Origin of the sequence: Pseudonocardia kunmingensis (genome assembly GCF_006716445.1) — a bacterium.
GTDB classification, from domain to species: Bacteria; Actinomycetota; Actinomycetes; order Mycobacteriales; family Pseudonocardiaceae; genus Pseudonocardia; species Pseudonocardia kunmingensis.
The window spans coordinates 540,490-558,631 of the sequence record NZ_VFPA01000001.1 but is presented as its reverse complement, the minus strand read 5'-3'; the positions used below and the strand labels follow the sequence as shown (position 1 = coordinate 558,631).

The following is an 18,142-nucleotide window of genomic DNA, read 5'->3' as shown; positions in this document are numbered from 1 at the left end:
CAGTGCGGCGCCGTCAGGGATGATGCCCTGGACGGGTGACGCGGTCGCGGCCATTTCGCCGATCGTGGAAGTGTTCGTCAGCGTTCGGGGGAAGGCATGGACGGGCCGGTCAGCCGGGTACGAGTGGATCCGCGCGCCGCGGTGCGCGTGGCCTTCGACCCGTACACGAGCGTGCTGGCGCTCGCCTGCGCGGGCGTGCGGGACCGGCTTCGGGGCCTCGACACGGTGCCCGCCCGCGTCGCGGCCCGGATCCCGCGCCACGGGGTGCAGGCGTTCGCGCGGCTGGTGGCGCCGGGGCGTTCGGTCGGGCCGGAGTGCGTGACGCCCGCGGAGCCCGCGGCCGACACCGACGTCCCGGCCGAGGTCGACCGGTTGCGCGGGCTCACCGACGCGGAGGTCCACGACGACCTGGACCGCACCTTCGGCGGGTCGCCACCGCCGCACTGGCTGGCCGTCGCGGACGCGCCGGCGCGGTGGGCCCGCGACGTCGCCGACGGGCTGGAGGCGCTATGGCAGGGCGTCGAGCCGGTCTGGCGGCGCGAGTCGGAGCTGCGGGTCCGCGAGGCGGAGCGCGTGGGGGCGGCGGCCGCCCGCGGCGCGCTGGACGTGGTGCTCGCCTCGGCGCACCCGCGCGGGCGCGCCGAGGACGGCGCCCTCGTCTTCCCGGACCCCGAGGGCACCGACCTGGACGCCGTGGGTCGCCTCGTCGTCCTCACACCGGTGCTCAACCGGCTCGACGTCTCGATCAGCAACCTCGAACGGGCCGGGCTCGTCTGGCTGGCCTACCCGGTTCCGGGCACGCCCGGCCCGGCGCCGCATCCCGGGGGCCTGGACGCGTTGCTCACCCCGGTCCGCGCGCAGCTGCTCCGGGCGCTGGACGGGGAGCGGTCGATGTCGCGGGTGGCGGAAGGCTCGGCGATCGCGCCGAGCGTGGCCACCCACCACGTCCATGCGCTCGTGGCGGCCGGTCTCGCCCGTCGCAGGCGGGAGGGGCGGCACACCCTGGTCTCGCGGACGGGCCGCGGCGCCGCGCTGCTCGAGCTGTACGACGCCGCGGCCCGAACCCCCCGCGGGAACCACTAGTGTCCCCCGCCGGAAGCCCGCCGAATAATTCGGCGGCCCAGCTCCACGCTGCGCGCACCGGTCGACGACCCGAGTACACCCGGTACGAGGCCCGCCGCCCGGCACACGCAGCGAGAACCTGGATCCACCGACTTACCCAACGGCCTTCCGGCGGGGAACACTAGTCGACCAGGAGGTCGCCCTCGCGGTTGTCGTGCACCGTGTTGGCGTTCTCCGACGCCCCGACGGGCGCGCCGCGCGAGACGATGCCGGCGCGGTTGCCGACGACCGTGTTGCCGGTGACGTCGACCGTGCCGCTGCTGTCGACGTAGACGCCGTAGCGCGTGTTCTCGGCGAGGACGTTGTCGCGCACCGCGGTGCCGGTGGCCTCGCTGACGACGCGCACGCCGTCGTTGCCGTTGCCGCGGATCTGGTTGCCCTCCACCACGGTGTCCCGCGCGGTCTGGGTGATGCCGACACCGGCCTCGCCGTTGTCGTAGACCTGGTTGTCCCGGACGGTGGTGGCGGTGGACTCGTTGATGTTGATGCCCTGCGCGGCGTTGCCGAAGGTCTCGTTGCCCTCCACGACGTTCCGGTCCGACCGCTGGTACATCACGATCCCGTGGTGGTCGTTGCGGTAGACGACGTTGTCGCGGATCACGCTGTCGGAGACGTCCTCGGCGAGGATGATCCCGTGCTTGCCGTTGTCGTGCACGGTGTTGCCCTCGATGCGCAGGCCGGTCGAGCCGGTGTGCGGGTCGATGCCGTACAGGACGTTGTCGTGGAACTCGTTGCGGAGCACCGCCAGGCCGTTCACCTCGTAGGTGTAGAGGCCGTAGTAGAGGTGCGACACGATGCTGTCGGTGATCGCGCCGCCGGTGCCGGCCGTGCGCCAGGACAGGCCGTAGGACTCCACGTCGCCGTGGCCGAGGTGGCGCAGCTCGGCGTGCTCGATCGTCATCTGCGCGCCGTCGCGGGCGAGCAGGTAGCTGCGGCCGTCGCCGGGTTCGGTGTCCACCCGGCCCTGCGCCGGGTCCCACGAGGTGACGCAGGTGCCGTTGACGTCGAGACGTCCGCCGAGCACGGTCATCGACACGAAGCGGCTCGCGCCGCTCTCCAGCTGCAGCCAGCGGACGTCGGGCGCGGCGATCCGCAGCTCCGCGCCCCCCTGCACGACGAGGTCGGCGCCGAGGCGCCACTCGCCGGGGGCGACCTCGCGCAGCGCGTCCGGGGCGTTCACGGCGCCGGCGAGGGCCGGCAGCGTGACGCCGGTGCCGCCGGCGAGCACGAGCCGGTTCGCCGCCGCGTCGTAGCGGGCGTCGAGACCGGCGGGCGCGGGCGCAGGCGTGGCCGGGGCCGCCGCGGCCTCGCGGACGCAGGGCAGCGCCGGGTCGGCCGCCGCGGGCGCGGCGACCTCCCGGCGGGGGAGCGGGTCCGGTGGCGCCGCGGAGCACGCGCTCGCCACGACGATCGTGAGGAGCGCGAGCACCACGAGACGGAGCCCGCGGCGCCCGCTCACGTCGCACCCATCGGCATGCCCGGGCGCCAGCGCTTCCGCGGGATCGCGCCTGCGCGCCGCTGCCGCGCGGAGTGGATCTCCTCGAGCACGACGGCGAGCAGGATCAGCGGCACCCCGACCGCGCTGAGCAGGTTCAGCGGGGGCAGGCTCAGGTCGTTGACGCCCTGGATGTCGACCTCGCCGCGCACCGACTCGAGCGCGTGCACGCGGGAGTCGACGAGCAGGAAGGGGCTGCCCGGCGCGGTGTTGACGCCGAGCTGGACCGCGTCGACCGTCACCTGCTCGGCGTAGACCGGCTCCGGCGAGCGGGAGTGGATCCCCTCCTCGATGCCGCTGATCTCGGAGTTCGTGATCGTGGTGGCCGCAGCCACGTCGATCCCGGTGCTGGCGCCGTCGACCTGCAGGCCGGTGATCCGGCCGTCCGGGCTGAACGTGCGCACGGCGTCGGACTCGACGCCGGTGACGGTCAGCCCGCTCATGACGACGCCGGTCGTGGCGGGGGCGGTGACGACCCCGTCGCGCCCGCCGGTGACGGTGAGGTCGGCGAGCTCGACGTCGCTCGCGCCGCGCTCGACCCGGACGCCCGAGCGGGCGTCGCTCACCTGCACGTTCCGGAGCGTGACGTCCTTGCCGCCGAGGGCGGCGCCGTCCACGCGCGCGCTCGCGAAGGTGGAGTTGCGCGCCTCGAGCCCGGTGGTGCTCTTCTCGACGACGAGCCCGCGGCTGCCGCCGGTGGTGTGGATGCCGTCGAGGACGATCCCGGTGCTGCCGACGTGGGTGAACACGCCCATGCGCTGCTCGGTGGCGTGGAAGTCGGTGACGGTGACGTCGCTCGAGCGGGACAGCCGCAGCCCGCCGCCCTCGTCGGACTCGGTGGTCACGCCGCTGACCCGGGTGCCGGTCTGGCCGACGACGGCGACGCCGAAGGCCGCGTTGCCCGAGGTGGCGATGCCGCTCACCGGGCGGTCCGTGCTGTCGCCGGTGACCAGCACGCCGTTGTCGCCGTTGCCGATCGCGCGGACCCCGCTCATGGTCGTGCCGGTGTCGCCCGCGAGCACCAGCCCGTCGTCGACGGACTCCTGGATCGTGACGTCCTGCAGGGCCACGTCCTCGGACCTGGCGAGCTGCAGGCCGACGCTGTTGCGCAGGAGGGTGGTGCGGGTGAGCGAGCCGGTGGCGCCGGTGTGGAACTCCACGCCCGCGTCGCCGCTGTCGGTGCCGACGCGCGGGGTGCCCAGGTCGCTGATCGTGGTGTCGGTGGCCTCCAGGTGTCCGCCGCTGGACGCGACGATCAACGGCCGCCCGCCCGCGGTGGCGGGGACCGGCTGCCCGGTGGCCGGGTCGAGGGAGGTGACCGTGACGCCGGTGAACGTGATCTCCCCGCCGCCGGTGTGCAGGGACGCCGCCTCCTGCGGCGTCGCGCCACCGACCAGCTGCAGCGTCCGCACCCCGTCGCCCGGCCCGCCGACCTGCAGGTCGGTGGTGCGGACCAGCACGACGGCGGCGTCGAGGACGGCCGTGCCGTCGGTGACGGTCAGCCAGCTGTCGGGCAGCGCGCGCTCGAGGTCGTCGATCGTGACCGGGCCGCCGCCGTGCCAGACGGTGCGGGTGAGACGGCCCTCGCTGACCACGTCGATCCGGTCCGGACGCACGATGGTCATGTGGTGCGGGCGGCCCCGGCCCTCCCAGGTCCGGCGCGCCGAGGCGGACCGGTCCGGGTCGACGACCTGGGTCGGGGCCTGCGTGGCGGACGCCGCCGCCGGGGCGGCTGCGGCGTCCGGGACGGCCAGGGCGGTGCCGGGGGCGAGCCCGACGCCGATGGCCGCGGCCGCGCCGGTCGCGACGATCCGTCCGACCCAGCGCCGGCTCGTGGACGCGGTGCTCATGCCGCCCTCCGCAGCGGGATGACGTTGTCCCGGTGGTCGTCGTGGTGGTCGTCGTGCCCGTGGTCGTCGTGGGTGGTGCGGACGACCTCGCCGTCCTCCACGGCGACCTGGCGGGTGAGCCAGGCCTGCGTGCGGATGGTGAGCAGCGCCTGGATCTTGATGAGCGCCATGACCCACGAGACGACGACGTAGGGGAGGATGAAGAAGAACGACGAGGGCCGCCGCCGGATGTGCGGCAGCAGCTTCGCCGAGCGGCTGATCTGCCACCACAGGAGCAGGACCCCGGCGAACATCCAGTTGCCGGTGGCCAGGGCGATCCCCATCACGATCGGTCCGACCAGCAGCGTGAAGCTCGAGATGCCCTTGTCGATCATCGTGTAGGCGAGGAACGGGTGGCGCCACACCCACGGCTTGGACAGCGCGCGCAGGTCCGAGCGCCAGGTGTTGCGCGCCCAGCGCAGCCGCTGCCGGAAGAAGATCCGCCAGCGGTCGGGGAAGGTCGACCAGACCTCGGCCGTGCGCTGCATGTAGGTGAGGTGCCCGCGTTCCAGGACCAGCGTGGTGAGGCGCTTGTCGTCACCCGACAGCGAGCGGACGCCCCAGAACGTCTCGTCCATGAAGTCGTCCTCGATCTCCAGCAGCAGTTCGCGCCGGTAGACCGCGGTGCGCCCGGACAGGCACGAGACCGCCTTGCCCAGCAGGCTCTGGCTGGCGTTCTCGTCGAAGTAGCGGTGGTCGAGGAACATGTCGGTGATGCGGGCGAGGAAGCCCTTCGAGCCGTAGACCGACTGGCGGGTGCCGACGCCGCCGATGCGGGGGTCGGCGAACGGCTTGCTCACCTCGGCGGCGACGGTGGGGGCCCAGATCGTGTCCGAGTCCACGAGCGCCACCAGCTCGGTGCGGGCGGCGCGCCACCCCTTGCGGAGCGCGTCGCGCTTGCCGGGCACGTCGGTGATGACGACGGTGACCGGGTAGCGCCGGGCGATGTCCTGGCAGGTCTTGTCGGAGGAGTCGATCACGAGGATGACTTCTTCGACGCCGTTGGCCAGCCAGGACTCGATCGCCGCCGCGAAGATCTCCGGGTCCTCCTGGTAGGTGGGGACCACGATGCTCATCGGCAGCCGGCGACCGTCCGCGATCGGCTTGTACATCACCGCGGGGACGCGGCGGATCAGCCACGCTCCCCAGCGGATCAGGCCGAGCACCCCGAGCGGGGTGCCCAGCACGTAGTAGTACAGCGGCAGGTTCATGCCGACTCGCGCTCCTGCGCAGATCCGACGACGACGCGCGCCGCACCCGCGGGCCCGCGCAGCTGGTCGGCCGCGGCGTGCGCCGCCTCCTCCACCTCGTGCGAGACGATCGCGGCGAGCCGGTCGTTGGTCTCGACCACGGCCGAGAGCAGGGGCATGTCCACCCCGATGCGGTCGGCGAAGCCGAGGAAGCCCTGGGTGTCCTTGGGCAGGCAGACGCCGCCGTAGGGAGCTCCGCCGCGGATGCCGTACTCCGGGTTGATCGAACCCTCCGCCGAGCGGGCCACGGTGGCGGCGATCGGGTCGAGGTCCACACCCAGCTTCTGCGCCACCAGCCACATCTCGTTCCAGAAGCTGATCTTGGTGGCGTTGTAGATGTTGTGCGCGGCCTTGATGAACTCGGCCTGGGCCGGGTCGGCGAAGGTGCGCAGCTCGCCGCCGAAGGGCGAGAGCAGGTCGCGCAGGCGCTCGACCGTCTGGGGGTCCCGGCTGGCGACGACGGTCATCCACGGGTGCGCGAAGTCCTCGGCGGCGGAGACCGCGCGCAGGAACTCGGGGTTGGACGCGAGGCCGAAGCCCTCGCCCGCGACCATGCCGGAGTGCTCCTCGAGGGTGGACTTGACCAGGCCCTCGGTGGTGCCCGGGGGCACGGTGGAGCGCACGACGACGGTGTGGCGGGTCGGCGAGCCGGCCAGCGCCCGTCCGACGGCCGCGGTGCCCGCGCTGAACGCGGACAGGTCGTAGCGGTGCCCGTCGTTCGGGGTGGGCAGAGTCAGGAAGAGCAGCGACTCCGGCTCGTCCGACAGGTCGATCTCGCTGCGGACGTCGAACCCGCGCGCGGCGAGCTCGGCGATGCGGGGCTGGGAGACATCGATGAACGTCACCTCGTGCCCGGCCTTCAGGAACCCCTCACCGGTCGCCGCCCCGACGACACCGGAACCGATGATGAAAATCCTGGTCTTCACGAATGTTCCCCCTCTTGACGATTGATCCGATTCCCGGCAAGCTTCCGACCGGATCCCGGCAGGCACGGCGGATCGCCGCCGCACCAGGTGTTGCGGATGGGTGGACGTCGTCGTCCACCGGCTGTGGTACCGGTGTCCGGTCGACGTCGACCGGGGCCAGCAGCACGCAAGTCACCCGCTGGGCGACGGTGCTCGCGCACACTCCGTGCAGGTCAGGCCGATCGTTGGCGCGGCCGGAGACGGCTCCCGGGGAAGTCGTCCGGTGTAGCGCCCCCGCCGGACGGGCCCCCCGTCACCGGGAGTCGAGATCGGTCGAATCAGTACCGCGGACCGGCTGTTCGCCGGTGAAACCCCACAGCAGAAACACTATCTCAACGCTCCCTGAGATCGTCTCAGATTCCCGTCACGCTGCGTCCGTCACGGGTCACCGGCCGCGACTCGTGGTCGTCTTCACGCCGAACTCGCTTTATTCCCACGGCTGTGAGGAGCGCATATGTCGCGGGGCCCCGTCCGGCGGTGTGGCGGGACTCTCGACCGGGCCGCTCCCGCCTGTGACCCGACCCACTGGGTCAACGGCCGTTGCGGGAACGGCCGGCCCGGGTGACGGGCCCGGTGCACCCCTTCGAGCGCTTCCACCGGCCCCGCAGCGGGAACGCCACGACCATGCCGCGACAGCTGGTCTCCGCCGTGTTCGCCGCGATCGCGCGGTGGCGCGCCGCGCGCGCCTTCCACCCGCGGGGCGAGCTGTTCGACGCCCGCGTCCACCTCGCCGACCGCGCCTCCGTCGTGGCCACCGCGCTCGGCGGCACCGGCGAGCGTCCCGCGCTCGTGCGGCTGTCCAAGGGGGCGGGCACCCCAGGGGCGCTCCCGGACCTGCTCGGCGTCGCCGTCCGCGTCGAGGTGGGCGGGCACGTCCTCGACGTGCTGTTCACCAGCGGCCGCCGGTTGCTCGCCCCGTCCACCGGGTGGAGCAGGCGGTCGTACACGACCCTGCTGCCGTACGCGGCCGGCGGCAGGCGGGTGGTGCTCGGGCTCGAACCGGAGGAGCCGTGGCGGCCCGGCGGCGCCGATCCGGGCACGGCGCGGGTCGCCCTGCCGCTGGCGTTCACCCTCACCGAGCGGCAGCGCGGTCGTCCGGCGAGCCCGATCGGCCGGCTCGTGCTCGATGCGGCGCACCCCGGCGACCCGGTGGCGTTCGACCCCACCCGCAACTCCCACCCCGACCTGCAGCTCGCGCCGCCGCTGCGGCGGCTGCGCGCCTGGGCCTACGCCGGGTCACGGCGGGGCCGCGGCGCGCAGGGCCGGGGTGGCTGAGCCCGGCCGCGTGCCGTGCGCCGGTGGCGCCCCGTATCCTCGACCCGACCCACGGGAGCTCCGCGTTCCGGAGCTGAGAGGGCGGCAGGACCGGCCGCCGACCGTTCGCACCTGACCCGGTTAGTACCGGCGTAGGGAGGAACTCGGTGGCACCCGTACGCGCATCCCGGATCCTGGCCGCCCTCGCGGCGGTGGTGGCGCTCCTGCTCGCCGGCTGCGGCGGCGGTCAGGGCGGCTCCGGCGGCGAGACGATCCGCATCGCCCTGGACTGGACGCCGAACACCAACCACACAGGCCTCTACGTGGCCCAGCAGCAGGGCTGGTTCCGCGAGGCGGGGCTGGACGTGCAGTTCCTGCCCTACAACAACACCTCGCCGGACACACTCGTGTCCTCCGGTGCCGCCGAGGTCGGCATCAGCTTCCAGGACTCGTTCACGTTCTCGAAGGCGGCGGGCGCCGACATCACGTCGGTGATGGCCGTGCTGCAGCACTGGGCCACGCAGATCGCGGTGCGCGCCGACCGGGCCGACATCACCTCCCCGCGCGACCTCGACGGCACGACCTACGGCGGGTTCGGAGCCGCCTACGAGGAGCCCAAGATGCGCGCCGTGATCCAGGACGCGGGCGGCACGGGCACCTTCGAGACCGTGGTGCTCGGTACCGCGGCCTACGAGGCGCTGTACGCGGGCGAGGTCGACTTCACCGAGCCGTTCATCGCCTGGGAGGGCATCGAGGCGGAGCTGCGCGGGCAGCCGTTGAAGACCTTCGCCTACACCGACTACGGATTCCCGGACGCCTACAACGTCCTGCTGGTCGCGAACACCCCCTGGCTCGCGGCCGAGCCGGAGGTCGCCACCCGCTTCGTGCAGGCGGCGCAGCGCGGTTACCAGCTCGCCGCCGACGATCCCGCGCAGGCGGCCCAGCTGCTCATGGACGCCAACCCCGGAGCGTTCTCCGAGCCGGAGCTCGTCCGGCGCAGCCAGGAGATGCTGGCCGCCGAGTACCTGCGCGACGAGCGGGGCCTCGTCGGCACGCAGACGCTCGAGAAGTGGTCGGGCTACTCGGGCTGGGTGTTCGACTCCGGCGCCCTGACCGGACCGGACGGCGCGCCGCTCGCGGACCGGCCGGACTTCGCCACCTGGTTCACCAATGACCACCTCGCGCCGACGCCCTGACCCGGAGGGCGTCGTGGTGTCCGAGAGCGCGGTGCACGGTGTCGGGACGGGGGACTCGCCCGGGCGGAACGGGAGACTCGCCCGGTCGGAACGGGGGACTCGCCGGGTCCGGACGGGAGACTCGCGGGTGTGGGGGCGGGTCGCGCCGCCGCTGGTGCTCGTGGCGCTCGGGCTCCTGGGCTGGCAGTGGTACGTCACCGCGGCCGGCGTGCGGCCGCAGGTGCTGCCCTCGCCCCTGCGCGTGCTCGAGCAGGGCTGGGCGTACCGCGAGCAGATCTGGGCGAACACGGTGCCGACGCTGCAGGTCACCGCGGTGGGCTTCGGTGTCTCGCTGGCGCTGGGGTGGGCGCTCGCGGTCGCGGTGGACTTCTCGCCGTGGCTGCGCCGCGCGCTCACGCCGCTGCTGGTCGCCTCCCAGACGCTGCCGATCATCGCGATCGCCCCGCTGCTGATCATCTGGTTCGGCTTCGGCCTGCTGCCGAAGGTCGTGGTGATCGCGCTGGTGACGTTCTTCCCGATCGCGGTCGGCCTGATCGAGGGTTTCGCCGCCACCGACCGCCAGGCCACCGACCTGCTGCGCAGCATGGGCGCCTCGCGCTGGGCGCAGTTCCGCTACGTGCGCCTGCCGGGCGCGCTGCCGCGGTTCTTCACCGCTCTGCGCATCGGCATCACCTACGCCGTCACCGGGGCGATCTTCGCCGAGTACGTCGGGGCGACGGCCGGGCTCGGCATCTTCATGAGCCTGCAGAAGAACTCCTTCCGCACCGACCTCGTGCTCGCCGCCGTGCTGGTCACCGCCCTGCTCTCGGTGACGCTGTTCCTGCTGACCTACGCCGTGGAGCGGCTCGTGATCCCCTGGTACCGGGCGGAGCGGGCCGATGCATGAGAGCAAGCTGCAGCTCGACGACCTGCACAAGGCGTTCCCCGGCCCGCTCCCGGTGCTCGACGGCGTGGCCTTCGACGTGGCGCCGGGGGAGTTCGTCTCGGTGATCGGCCCGAGCGGGTGCGGAAAGTCCACGCTGTTCAACGTGATCGCCGGGCTGGAGCGCCCGGACGCGGGCCGCGTCGTCGTCGACGGGGAGGACGCCACCGGGCGCGTCGACCCCTTCGCCTACATGCCCCAGCGCGACCTGCTGTTCCCGTGGCGCACCGTGCTGGACAACACGACGCTCGGGCTGGAGGTCGCCGGGGTGCCGCGACGCGTGGCCCGGGACCGCGCCCGCGCGCTGTTCGCACCGTTCGGCCTCGCCGGGTTCGAGACGGCGCGCCCGCACGAGCTGTCGGGGGGCATGCGCCAGCGCGCCGCCCTGCTGCGCACCGTCGTGCAGGACCGGGCCGTGCTGCTGCTCGACGAGCCGTTCGGCGCCTTGGACTCGCTGACCCGCACCGACATGCAGACCTGGCTCGAGGAGGTGCGCGCCCGGTTCGGCTGGACCGTCCTGCTGATCACCCACGACATCCGTGAGGCCGTCTTCCTCTCCGACCGGGTCGTCGTGCTGGGCCCGCGCCCGACCCGGGTGCGGCAGGAGGTGGCCGTGGACCTGCCCCGCCCCCGCGGCGTCGAGCTGATCACCTCGGTGCGGTTCGCGGAACTGGAGGCCGCGCTACTGGCCGCATTGCGCGGCGATTCCCACGGCGATTCCCGCGCCTGAACGCAATTCAGGCGGGAACCGCCTCCGAATCCGTGAGAGGGGCCGAGTGGAAAGCGGCTGCGGTGTCCTCGCGCAGCGCGACGGTCTCCGGGTGCTCGGGCCCGAGCAGCGCGGCCGCGTCGTCGGCGGCCCGCCGGAACGTCGCGACGGCCTGGGTCGTGCGCCCGAGCGAGGCGAGGCAACCGGCCACGTTGGCGCGCAGCGCGATGGTGTGCTCGTGGCGTGCCCCCCACGCCCGTTCCGCGTCCTGCAGGGCGGCGCCCAGCAGGGTGAGGGCCGACTCGACGTCGCCCGCCTCGGCACGGGCGAGCGCCATCCCCATCCGCGAGACGAGCGTGTCCGGGTGCGCCGCACCGAGCACGCGCCGACGCTCGGCGGTGACGCGGCCGGACAGCGACAGCGCCTCGTCCACCTCGCCGACCAGCCGGTACGCCGTCGCCAGCGCGTCGGCGGCGGTGAGGGTGCGCGGGTCGTCCTCGCCCAGCACCCGCACGCGGTCGGAGAGGTTGGCGGCCATCAGCTCGAGGCCGCGCTGCCACTGGCCCGCCCCGACGCACGCGGTGGCGAGGTTGCCGGCGACCGTGAGCGTGCCGGGGTGGTCGGCCCCGAGCGTGCCGAGGCAGCGCGCGAGCACGTCCTCGAACCCGGCGACGGCCTCGGCGGGGCGCCCGGCCGCGCAGTGGGTGGCGGCGTCGCCGTTGCGGCGGGCGAGCGCGGCGACGTCCTCGCGGCTCGGGGCCTCCGCACCGCGACCGCGGGCCTCCCGCGACCACCACACCACCGTCATCACCTCCGGAATTCCGGATCCGACGCTACGTGAGCCGCGCCGCGGGCGTCGATCTCGATCACGGCGGGAGCGACGGTTTGTGACGCAGATCGGCGCGCATTTCGCATTCGCCGCGGAAATCGTCACGGCCGGTGTGTGGGCGATGACCAGCCGTGGTCCGTACCATCCTGTGCGTGCGTGTGACCCGCAGCGCCCGCAAGCACGGGATCACGGCCGACGACATCCGACGCGTGCTGGCCGCGCCGCTGCGCACCGTGGTGCAGGGTGGCGAGCGCGGGCCCGTCGAGCTGCACATCGGGCTCACGCCGCGCCGCGACCTGCTCGAGGTGGTGGTGGCCCCGGGCGATCCGGTGGTGGTCCTGCACGCGATGCGGCTGCGCCCGTCGAACTACCGCTACCTCGCCGACCCACCCCGCTGGGGGTCAGCGGACGGCGCCCGGGGGTAGGTGGGTCGATGCCCGCACCACGAGCTCGGGCGCGAACACCACCTGCTGGTGGTCGTGGTCCCCGGTGCCGCGCGCCTCGTCGAGCAGCAGCTCGGCCGCCGTGCGCCCCAGCAGCTGGCGGGGCTGGCTCACCGAGGTGAGGGGCACGGCCGCCGCCTCCGCGAACTCGATGTCGTCGTAGCCCACGATCGCGAGGTCATCGGGCACGCGCATGCCGAGCCGCACCATCTGCTGCAGCAGTCCGAGGGCGAGCAGGTCGTTGGCGCAGAAGGCGGCGGTGGGGCGGCGCGCGGCGGGCATGCCGGCGATCCGCTCGCCCGCCCGGCGGCCCTCCGCGACGTTGAGCGCCGCCGTCTCGATGACGACGAGCTCGGCGCCGGATGTGCGCGCCGTGGCCGCTTCCGCCCCGCTGATCCGGTCCGCGACCTGGCCGATCGCGCGGGGTCCGCCGACGAAGGCGATGCGCCGGTGCCCGGACTCGAGCAGGTGCGTGACGGCGAGGTCGCCGCCGAGCACGTCGTCGACGGTGACCGAGCAGTGGCCAGGGCCTGCGCCGCGGTCCACGACCACGACCGGCGTGCCCCGGCGGGAGAGCGCGGCGATGCGCGGATCGCCCGCGTCGACGGGCGTGATCAGCACCCCCTCCACCCGCTGCTGCTCGAGCAGGTCGAGGAAGCCGGCCTGGCGGCCCGCGTCCTCGGCGCTGTTGCACAGGAACAGCGCCAGCCCCACCGCGTCGGCGGCCTCCTGCACCCCCTCGGCCACGTCGGTGAAGAACGGGTTGGAGGTGTCGAGCACGACGTAGGCCAGGGTGCGGCTGCCGCCGCCGCGCAGCTGGCGGGCCGACTCGTTGCGGACGAAGCCCATCGCCTCGATCGTGGCGAGCACCCGCTGCCGCGTGTGCTCGCTCACCAGCTCCGGCCGGTTGAGGACGTTGGAGACCGTGCCGAGCGAGACGCCCGCCTGCAGCGCGACGTCCTTCATGCTCGGGGCGCCCCGTGGGGTGGTCCCCGCTGTCACGCGCCTCGCCTCCCCGATGCGGCCGGACCTGCACGATCCTCGAGATCCTACTGCGCCGTGCGGCGGAGGCCGGGGTGGCGCGCGTACCGCGTGGGGGTCACCCGGGCCAGGGCGCGCCCGCCCGCGATCGGCGAGGGGCACCCCACTGCGGGCGGCGGAGGCGGCGGGCGCCGGCGCACTGAAACGCTTCAGGTGCATCGCCGGTGAGCGGGCGAAGGGCCTCGGCCGACCCGAGCTCCCCGTGGCCGTCCTACGGTGGAGTGCGTGGAGTCCGTGCCGTCGTCCTCGTGCTGCCCGCCCGCGCGCGGCAGCGTCACCCCGCTCGACCCCGTCCGCCCGCCGGTCCCCGCGCGCGGCGCGGCCGCGCCGTCGGGCGGGTTCGTCGCGCTGCCCGGCGGCGTGTTCGCCATGGGCAGCGAGGACCGTGACGCGGTGGCGGGCGACGGCGAGGGGCCGGTGGCCCCGGTGCGGGTGCGACCGTTCGCGATCGCGACCTGCGCGGTGTCGAACGACGAGTTCGCGGTGTTCGTGGAGGACACCGGCTACGTGACGGAGGCGGAGCGCTTCGGCTGGTCGTTCGTGTTCGCGGGGTTCCTGCCCGGGACGCTGCGCGGGGCGTCGCCCCGACCGGAGGGCACGCCGTGGTGGTGCGGCGTTCAGGGCGCCTGGTGGCGCAGTCCCGAGGGGCCCGGCTCGGACCTCGACGGGCGCGGTGACCACCCGGTCGTCCACGTCTCCTGGCACGACGCCGACGCCTACGCGCGGTGGGCGGGCGGGCGGCTGCCGACCGAGGCGGAGTGGGAGTACGCGGCGCGCGGCGGCCTGTCCGGCGCCCGTTTCGCCTGGGGTGACGAGCTGACCCCGGGAGGCGAGCACCGCTGCAACATCTGGCAGGGCCGGTTCCCGACGCGCAACACGGCCGAGGACGGCTACGCGGGCACGGCGCCGGTCGACGCGTTCCCCCCGAACGGGTACGGCCTGCACAACGTGGCCGGCAACGTCTGGGAGTGGTGCGCGGACTGGTGGGCCACCGAGCACGCGCGCACCCCGGGCGGCGAGCCCGTCACGGACCCCCGGGGCCCGGACCGCGGCACGGCGAAGCTGATGCGCGGCGGCTCCTACCTGTGCCACGACTCGTACTGCAACCGCTACCGCGTGGCCGCGCGCACGAGCAACTCGCCCGACAGCTCCTCGGGCAACCAGGGCTTCCGCATCGCCCGCGACGCCTGACCCGCCGGCGCTCGCACACCGACTGCTGCGCTCCCGCACCGACTGCAGTCGGTGCGTGAGCGCCGGAATCGGTGTGCGAGGCGGGGTGGGGGTCGGGCGCGCGTCGCTGCGCGGGACCGTTGACGGTGCTGGCTCCCGCCGCCTAGAGTGAATTGAAAGGTTTCATTCCCGGCCGCCACCGCTTCGCCGACTGGGGGATCGACGTCCGTGCGCTACTGCTTCCTGCTCCAGGTCCGGCCCGACCGGATCGACGAGTACCGCCGACGCCACGCCGCCGTGTGGCCCGACATGCTCGCGGCGCTGCGGGACTCCGGGTGGCGCAACTACTCGCTCCACCTGCGTGCGGACGGCCTCTTGGTGGGGTACGTCGAGAGCGACGACCTCGAGGCGGCGCAGCGGGCGATGGCCGCCACCGAGGTCAACGCGCGGTGGCAGGCCGAGATGGCCCCGTTCTTCGTCGACCTCGACGGTCGGCGCCCGGATGAGGGCTTCGCGGTCCTCGAAGAGGTCTTCCACCTGGAGGACCAGCTGTCCCGATCGGAGATCCAGAGGTGACTGACGTCCGGGCCGCACTGCGGCAGCAGCGCATCGAGACCCCGTCGTGGGCCTACGCCAACTCCGGCACCCGGTTCAAGGTGTTCGCGCAGGCCGGTGTGCCGCGCAACCCGGAGGAGAAGATCGCCGACGCCGCCGTCGTGCACCGGCTCACCGGCGTGGCCCCCACCGTGGCGCTGCACATCCCGTGGGACCGGGTCGAGGACTACGGCGCGCTCGCGAAGTACGCCGCCGACCAGGGCGTCGGCATCGGCGCCATCAACTCCAACGTCTTCCAGGACGACGACTACAAGCTCGGCTCGGTGACGAACCCCGACCCGGGGGTGCGCCGCAAGGCCACCGACCACCTGCTCGAGTGCGTCGACATCATGGACGCCACCGGCTCGCGGGATCTGAAGCTGTGGTTCTCCGACGGCACCAACTACCCGGGCCAGGACTCGATCCGGGCGCGGCAGGACCGGCTCGCCGAGGCCCTGCGTGAGGTGTACGACCGGCTCGGCGACGACCAGCGGATGCTGCTGGAGTACAAGCTGTTCGAGCCGGCCTTCTACACCACCGACGTGCCGGACTGGGGCACGTCCTACGCGCACTGCATCGAGCTGGGCCCCAAGGCGACGGTGTGCATCGACACCGGCCACCACGCCCCGGGCACGAACATCGAGTTCATCGTCGCGTTCCTGCTGCGGGCCGGGAAGCTGGGGGCGTTCGACTTCAACTCCCGCTTCTACGCCGACGACGACCTGATGGTCGGCGCCGCCGACCCGTTCCAGCTGTTCCGGATCATGCACGAGATCGTTGCCGCCGACGCGCTCTCCGCCGAGGCGGGCATCGCGTTCATGCTCGACCAGTGCCACAACATCGAGGCCAAGATCCCGGCGATCATCCGCTCCGTGATGAACGTCCAGGAGGCCACGGCGAAGGCGCTGCTCATCGACGCGGATGCCCTCGCGGCGGCGCAGCGGGCCGGTGACGTCCTCGCCGCGAACGCCGTGCTGATGGACGCCTACAACACCGACGTCCGCCCGCTGCTGCGCGAGCTGCGCGAGGAGATGGGCCTGGACCCGGACCCGATCGCCGCCTACCACCGCTCCGGCTACCAGGAGCGCATCGTGGCGGAGCGGGTGGGCGGCGAACAGGCCGGCTGGGGCGCGTAGGCCCTCCCGGGTTGCAGCAGAGTGGCTTTGCTGCAACCACGTTGCGTGAAAGTGGCTGTGCCGCAACCCAGAGACCCCCGGAAGGGATCATGACTCACCCCACCGTCTCCGAGCTCATCGCGCGGAGCAACCGGCTCGGTGCCGACCCGACCACCACCAACTACGCCGGCGGCAACACCTCGGCGAAGGGCTCGGAGACCGACCCGGTCACCGGCGCGCCGGTCGAGCTGCTGTGGGTCAAGGGCTCCGGTGGCGACCTCGGCACCCTCACCGAGAAGGGCCTGGCCGTGCTGCGGCTGGACCGGATGCGGGCGCTGGTGGACGTCTACCCGGGCGTCGAGCGCGAGGACGAGATGGTCGCCGCCTTCGACTACTGCCTGCACGGCAAGGGCGGGGCGGCGCCGTCGATCGACACGGCCATGCACGGGCTGGTGGAGGCCGAGCACGTCGACCACCTGCACCCCGACGCCGGCATCGCGCTGGCCACCGCGGCCGACGGGGAGGCGCTCACCAAGGAGGTCTTCGGCGACCGGGTCGTGTGGGTGCCCTGGCGGCGCCCGGGGTTCCAGCTGGGCCTGGACATCGCGGCGGTGAAGGCGGCGAACCCCCAGGCCGTCGGCGTGATCCTCGGCGGGCACGGCATCACCGCGTGGGGCGCCACCAGCCAGGAGTGCGAGCGGAACTCCATGGAGATCATCCGCACCGCGCAGGCCTACCTCGACTCCCGGGGCGCGGCGGAGCCGTTCGGACCGCTGCGCCCCGGCTTCGAGGCACTGCCCGAGGACGAGCGGCGGGCCCGCGCGGCCGCACTCGCGCCCGTGGTGCGGGGGCTGGCGTCCACCGACCGTCGCCAGGTCGGGCACTTCACCGACGCGGACGTCGTGCTGGACTTCCTGTCCCGCGAGAAGCTGGAGCCCCTCGCCGCGCTCGGCACGAGCTGCCCGGACCACTTCCTGCGCACCAAGGTCGCACCCCTCGTGCTCGACCTGCCCGCCACAGCTCCCCTCGAGGACGTCGTCGCGCGGCTGCGCGAGCTGCACGCGGCCTACCGCGAGGACTACCGCGCCTACTACGAGCGCCACGCCACTCCGGACTCCCCGGCGATGCGCGGAGCCGACCCGGCGATCGTGCTCGTGCCGGGCGTGGGCATGTTCAGCTTCGGCGCGAACAAGCAGACGGCGCGCGTGGCCGGCGAGTTCTACGTCAACGCGATCAACGTGATGCGCGGCGCCGAAGCCGTGTCGACCTACGCGCCGATCCCGGAGTCGGAGAAGTTCCGCATCGAGTACTGGGCCCTCGAGGAGGCCAAGCTCGCGCGGATGCCGAAGCCCAAGCCGCTCGCGGGGCGCGTCGCGCTCGTCACCGGCGGCGGCTCCGGCATCGGCAAGGCCATCGCGCAGCGCCTCGCGGCCGAGGGCGCGTGCGTGGCCGTGGCCGACCGGGACGCCGAGGCCGCGGCCGCCGTCGCCGCCGAGCTCGGGTCGACCGACGTGGCCGTGCCGGTCACCGTGGACGTCACCGACTCCGCCGCCGTGGCCGCCGCGGTGGACGCCGCGGCGCTGGCGTTCGGTGGTGTCGACCTCGTCGTCAACAACGCGGGGCTCTCGATCTCGAAGCCGCTGCTGGAGACCACCGACGACGACTGGGACCTCCAGCACGACGTCATGGCGAAGGGGTCGTTCCTGGTCTCCCGTGCCGCCGCGAAGGCGATGGTGGCGCAGGGCATGGGCGGCGACATCGTCTACATCGCCAGCAAGAACGGCGTGTTCGCCGGCCCGAACAACGTGGCCTACGGTGCCGCGAAGGCCGACCAGGCCCACCAGGTGCGGCTGCTGGCCGCGGAGCTCGGCGGGCACGGGATCCGCGTCAACGGCGTCAACCCGGACGGCGTGGTGCGCGGCTCCGGGATCTTCGCCGGCGGCTGGGGTGCGCAGCGGGCCGCCGTCTACGGCGTGCCCGAGGAGGAGCTGGGCGCGTTCTACGCCCAGCGCACCCTGCTCAAGCGCGAGGTGCTGCCCGAGCACGTGGCCGCGGCGGTCTTCGCCCTCACCGGTGGCGACCTCACCCACACCACGGGCCTGCACATCCCGGTCGACGCCGGGGTCGCCGCGGCCTTCCTGCGCTGAG

The 18,142-nt window shown here is 73.6% G+C and carries 16 protein-coding genes and 1 riboswitch; of the genes, 10 read left to right on the top strand and 6 right to left on the bottom strand.

The window, feature by feature from the left end:
* Window positions 1-96 precede the first annotated feature (96 nt).
* Window positions 97-1,083: a winged helix-turn-helix domain-containing protein gene (locus FB558_RS02590; RefSeq protein ID WP_142047734.1), complete on the top strand. Its 987-nt coding sequence runs from the start codon at window positions 97-99 to the stop codon at window positions 1,081-1,083.
* Between the two features lie 160 nt (window positions 1,084-1,243).
* Here FB558_RS02590 and FB558_RS02585 read toward each other — a convergent pair whose 3' ends face one another.
* Genes FB558_RS02585 through FB558_RS02570 form a run of 4 tightly spaced genes read right to left on the bottom strand, consistent with a single transcriptional unit; the run spans window position 1,244 to window position 6,682 of the window.
* Window positions 1,244-2,581: a right-handed parallel beta-helix repeat-containing protein gene (locus tag FB558_RS02585; RefSeq protein ID WP_142047732.1), complete on the bottom strand. Its 1,338-nt coding sequence runs from the start codon at window positions 2,579-2,581 to the stop codon at window positions 1,244-1,246.
* Window positions 2,578-4,467: a right-handed parallel beta-helix repeat-containing protein gene (locus FB558_RS02580; RefSeq protein WP_142047730.1), complete on the bottom strand. Its 1,890-nt coding sequence runs from the start codon at window positions 4,465-4,467 to the stop codon at window positions 2,578-2,580. Before FB558_RS02580 ends, FB558_RS02585 begins: the two co-directional genes overlap by 4 nt.
* Entirely contained in the window at window positions 4,464-5,717 is a 1,254-nt protein-coding gene (locus tag FB558_RS02575) for a glycosyltransferase (protein WP_142047728.1), read from the bottom strand. The genes FB558_RS02580 and FB558_RS02575 overlap by 4 nt, the downstream gene beginning before the upstream one ends.
* Entirely contained in the window at window positions 5,714-6,682 is a 969-nt protein-coding gene (locus FB558_RS02570) for a 2-dehydropantoate 2-reductase N-terminal domain-containing protein (RefSeq protein WP_142047726.1), read from the bottom strand. The genes FB558_RS02575 and FB558_RS02570 overlap by 4 nt, the downstream gene beginning before the upstream one ends.
* A gap of 612 nt (window positions 6,683-7,294) precedes the next feature.
* Here FB558_RS02570 and FB558_RS02565 point away from each other — a divergent pair.
* The 4 genes from FB558_RS02565 to FB558_RS02550 all read left to right on the top strand — a co-directional run bounded on the left by FB558_RS02565 (window position 7,295) and on the right by FB558_RS02550 (window position 10,823).
* Window positions 7,295-7,996, top strand: coding sequence for a phosphodiesterase (locus FB558_RS02565; protein ID WP_142047724.1), 702 nt, complete (start codon window positions 7,295-7,297; stop codon window positions 7,994-7,996).
* 41 nt (window positions 7,997-8,037) lie between these two features.
* Window positions 8,038-8,151, top strand: a riboswitch (TPP riboswitch).
* Entirely contained in the window at window positions 8,143-9,171 is a 1,029-nt protein-coding gene (locus FB558_RS02560) for an ABC transporter substrate-binding protein (protein WP_142047722.1), read from the top strand. It overlaps the preceding riboswitch by 9 nt.
* A 127-nt stretch (window positions 9,172-9,298) precedes the next feature.
* Window positions 9,299-10,057, top strand: coding sequence for an ABC transporter permease (locus FB558_RS02555; RefSeq protein ID WP_211366028.1), 759 nt, complete (start codon window positions 9,299-9,301; stop codon window positions 10,055-10,057).
* Complete coding sequence (locus FB558_RS02550; protein WP_142047718.1) at window positions 10,050-10,823, top strand: ABC transporter ATP-binding protein; 774 nt, start codon at window positions 10,050-10,052, stop codon at window positions 10,821-10,823. Before FB558_RS02555 ends, FB558_RS02550 begins: the two co-directional genes overlap by 8 nt.
* Before the next feature lie 7 nt (window positions 10,824-10,830).
* On the opposite strand, the gene FB558_RS02545 is transcribed toward FB558_RS02550, so the two are convergent.
* The gene (locus FB558_RS02545) at window positions 10,831-11,610 is read right to left on the bottom strand and encodes a tetratricopeptide repeat protein (protein ID WP_142047716.1); all 780 of its coding nucleotides are present in this window, start codon (window positions 11,608-11,610) and stop codon (window positions 10,831-10,833) included.
* Between the two features lie 173 nt (window positions 11,611-11,783).
* Here FB558_RS02545 and FB558_RS02540 point away from each other — a divergent pair, with 173 nt between their 5' ends.
* Complete coding sequence (locus FB558_RS02540) at window positions 11,784-12,056, top strand: hypothetical protein (protein WP_142047713.1); 273 nt, start codon at window positions 11,784-11,786, stop codon at window positions 12,054-12,056.
* Here the strand turns inward: FB558_RS02540 and FB558_RS02535 are convergent.
* Window positions 12,033-13,040, bottom strand: coding sequence for a LacI family DNA-binding transcriptional regulator (locus FB558_RS02535; protein ID WP_142053601.1), 1,008 nt, complete (start codon window positions 13,038-13,040; stop codon window positions 12,033-12,035). The genes FB558_RS02540 and FB558_RS02535 overlap by 24 nt on opposite strands.
* Before the next feature lie 309 nt (window positions 13,041-13,349).
* Between FB558_RS02535 and FB558_RS02530 the strand changes: the two genes are divergently transcribed.
* The 4 genes from FB558_RS02530 (at window position 13,350) to FB558_RS02515 (ending at window position 18,141) form a co-directional block, all read left to right on the top strand.
* Window positions 13,350-14,306 carry a formylglycine-generating enzyme family protein gene (locus FB558_RS02530; protein ID WP_425468016.1) on the top strand — a complete coding sequence of 319 codons (957 nt, stop codon included), beginning with the start codon at window positions 13,350-13,352 and terminating at the stop codon, window positions 14,304-14,306.
* A gap of 207 nt (window positions 14,307-14,513) precedes the next feature.
* Window positions 14,514-14,861 (top strand): L-rhamnose mutarotase, encoded by a 348-nt coding sequence (locus tag FB558_RS02525; protein ID WP_142047711.1) that lies wholly within the window; start codon window positions 14,514-14,516, stop codon window positions 14,859-14,861.
* Window positions 14,858-16,015 carry an L-rhamnose isomerase gene (gene rhaI, locus FB558_RS02520; RefSeq protein ID WP_246106219.1) on the top strand — a complete coding sequence of 386 codons (1,158 nt, stop codon included), beginning with the start codon at window positions 14,858-14,860 and terminating at the stop codon, window positions 16,013-16,015. The genes FB558_RS02525 and rhaI overlap by 4 nt, the downstream gene beginning before the upstream one ends.
* A gap of 89 nt (window positions 16,016-16,104) precedes the next feature.
* Window positions 16,105-18,141 (top strand): bifunctional aldolase/short-chain dehydrogenase, encoded by a 2,037-nt coding sequence (locus FB558_RS02515; RefSeq protein WP_142047707.1) that lies wholly within the window; start codon window positions 16,105-16,107, stop codon window positions 18,139-18,141.
* Window position 18,142: the final 1 nt, after the last annotated feature.

Bases quoted from the DNA above. Each gene is read 5' to 3' on its own strand.
- FB558_RS02535 (WP_142053601.1), bottom strand. From the start codon at position 13,040: ATGAAGGACGTCGCGCTGCAGGCGGGCGTCTCGCTCGGCACGGTCTCC.
- FB558_RS02550 (WP_142047718.1), top strand. From the start codon at position 10,050: ATGCATGAGAGCAAGCTGCAGCTCGACGACCTGCACAAGGCGTTCCCC.
- FB558_RS02545 (WP_142047716.1), bottom strand. From the start codon at position 11,610: ATGACGGTGGTGTGGTGGTCGCGGGAGGCCCGCGGTCGCGGTGCGGAG.
- FB558_RS02515 (WP_142047707.1), top strand. From the start codon at position 16,105: ATGACTCACCCCACCGTCTCCGAGCTCATCGCGCGGAGCAACCGGCTC.
- FB558_RS02580 (WP_142047730.1), bottom strand. From the start codon at position 4,467: ATGAGCACCGCGTCCACGAGCCGGCGCTGGGTCGGACGGATCGTCGCG.
- FB558_RS02575 (WP_142047728.1), bottom strand. From the start codon at position 5,717: ATGAACCTGCCGCTGTACTACTACGTGCTGGGCACCCCGCTCGGGGTG.
- FB558_RS02590 (WP_142047734.1), top strand. From the start codon at position 97: ATGGACGGGCCGGTCAGCCGGGTACGAGTGGATCCGCGCGCCGCGGTG.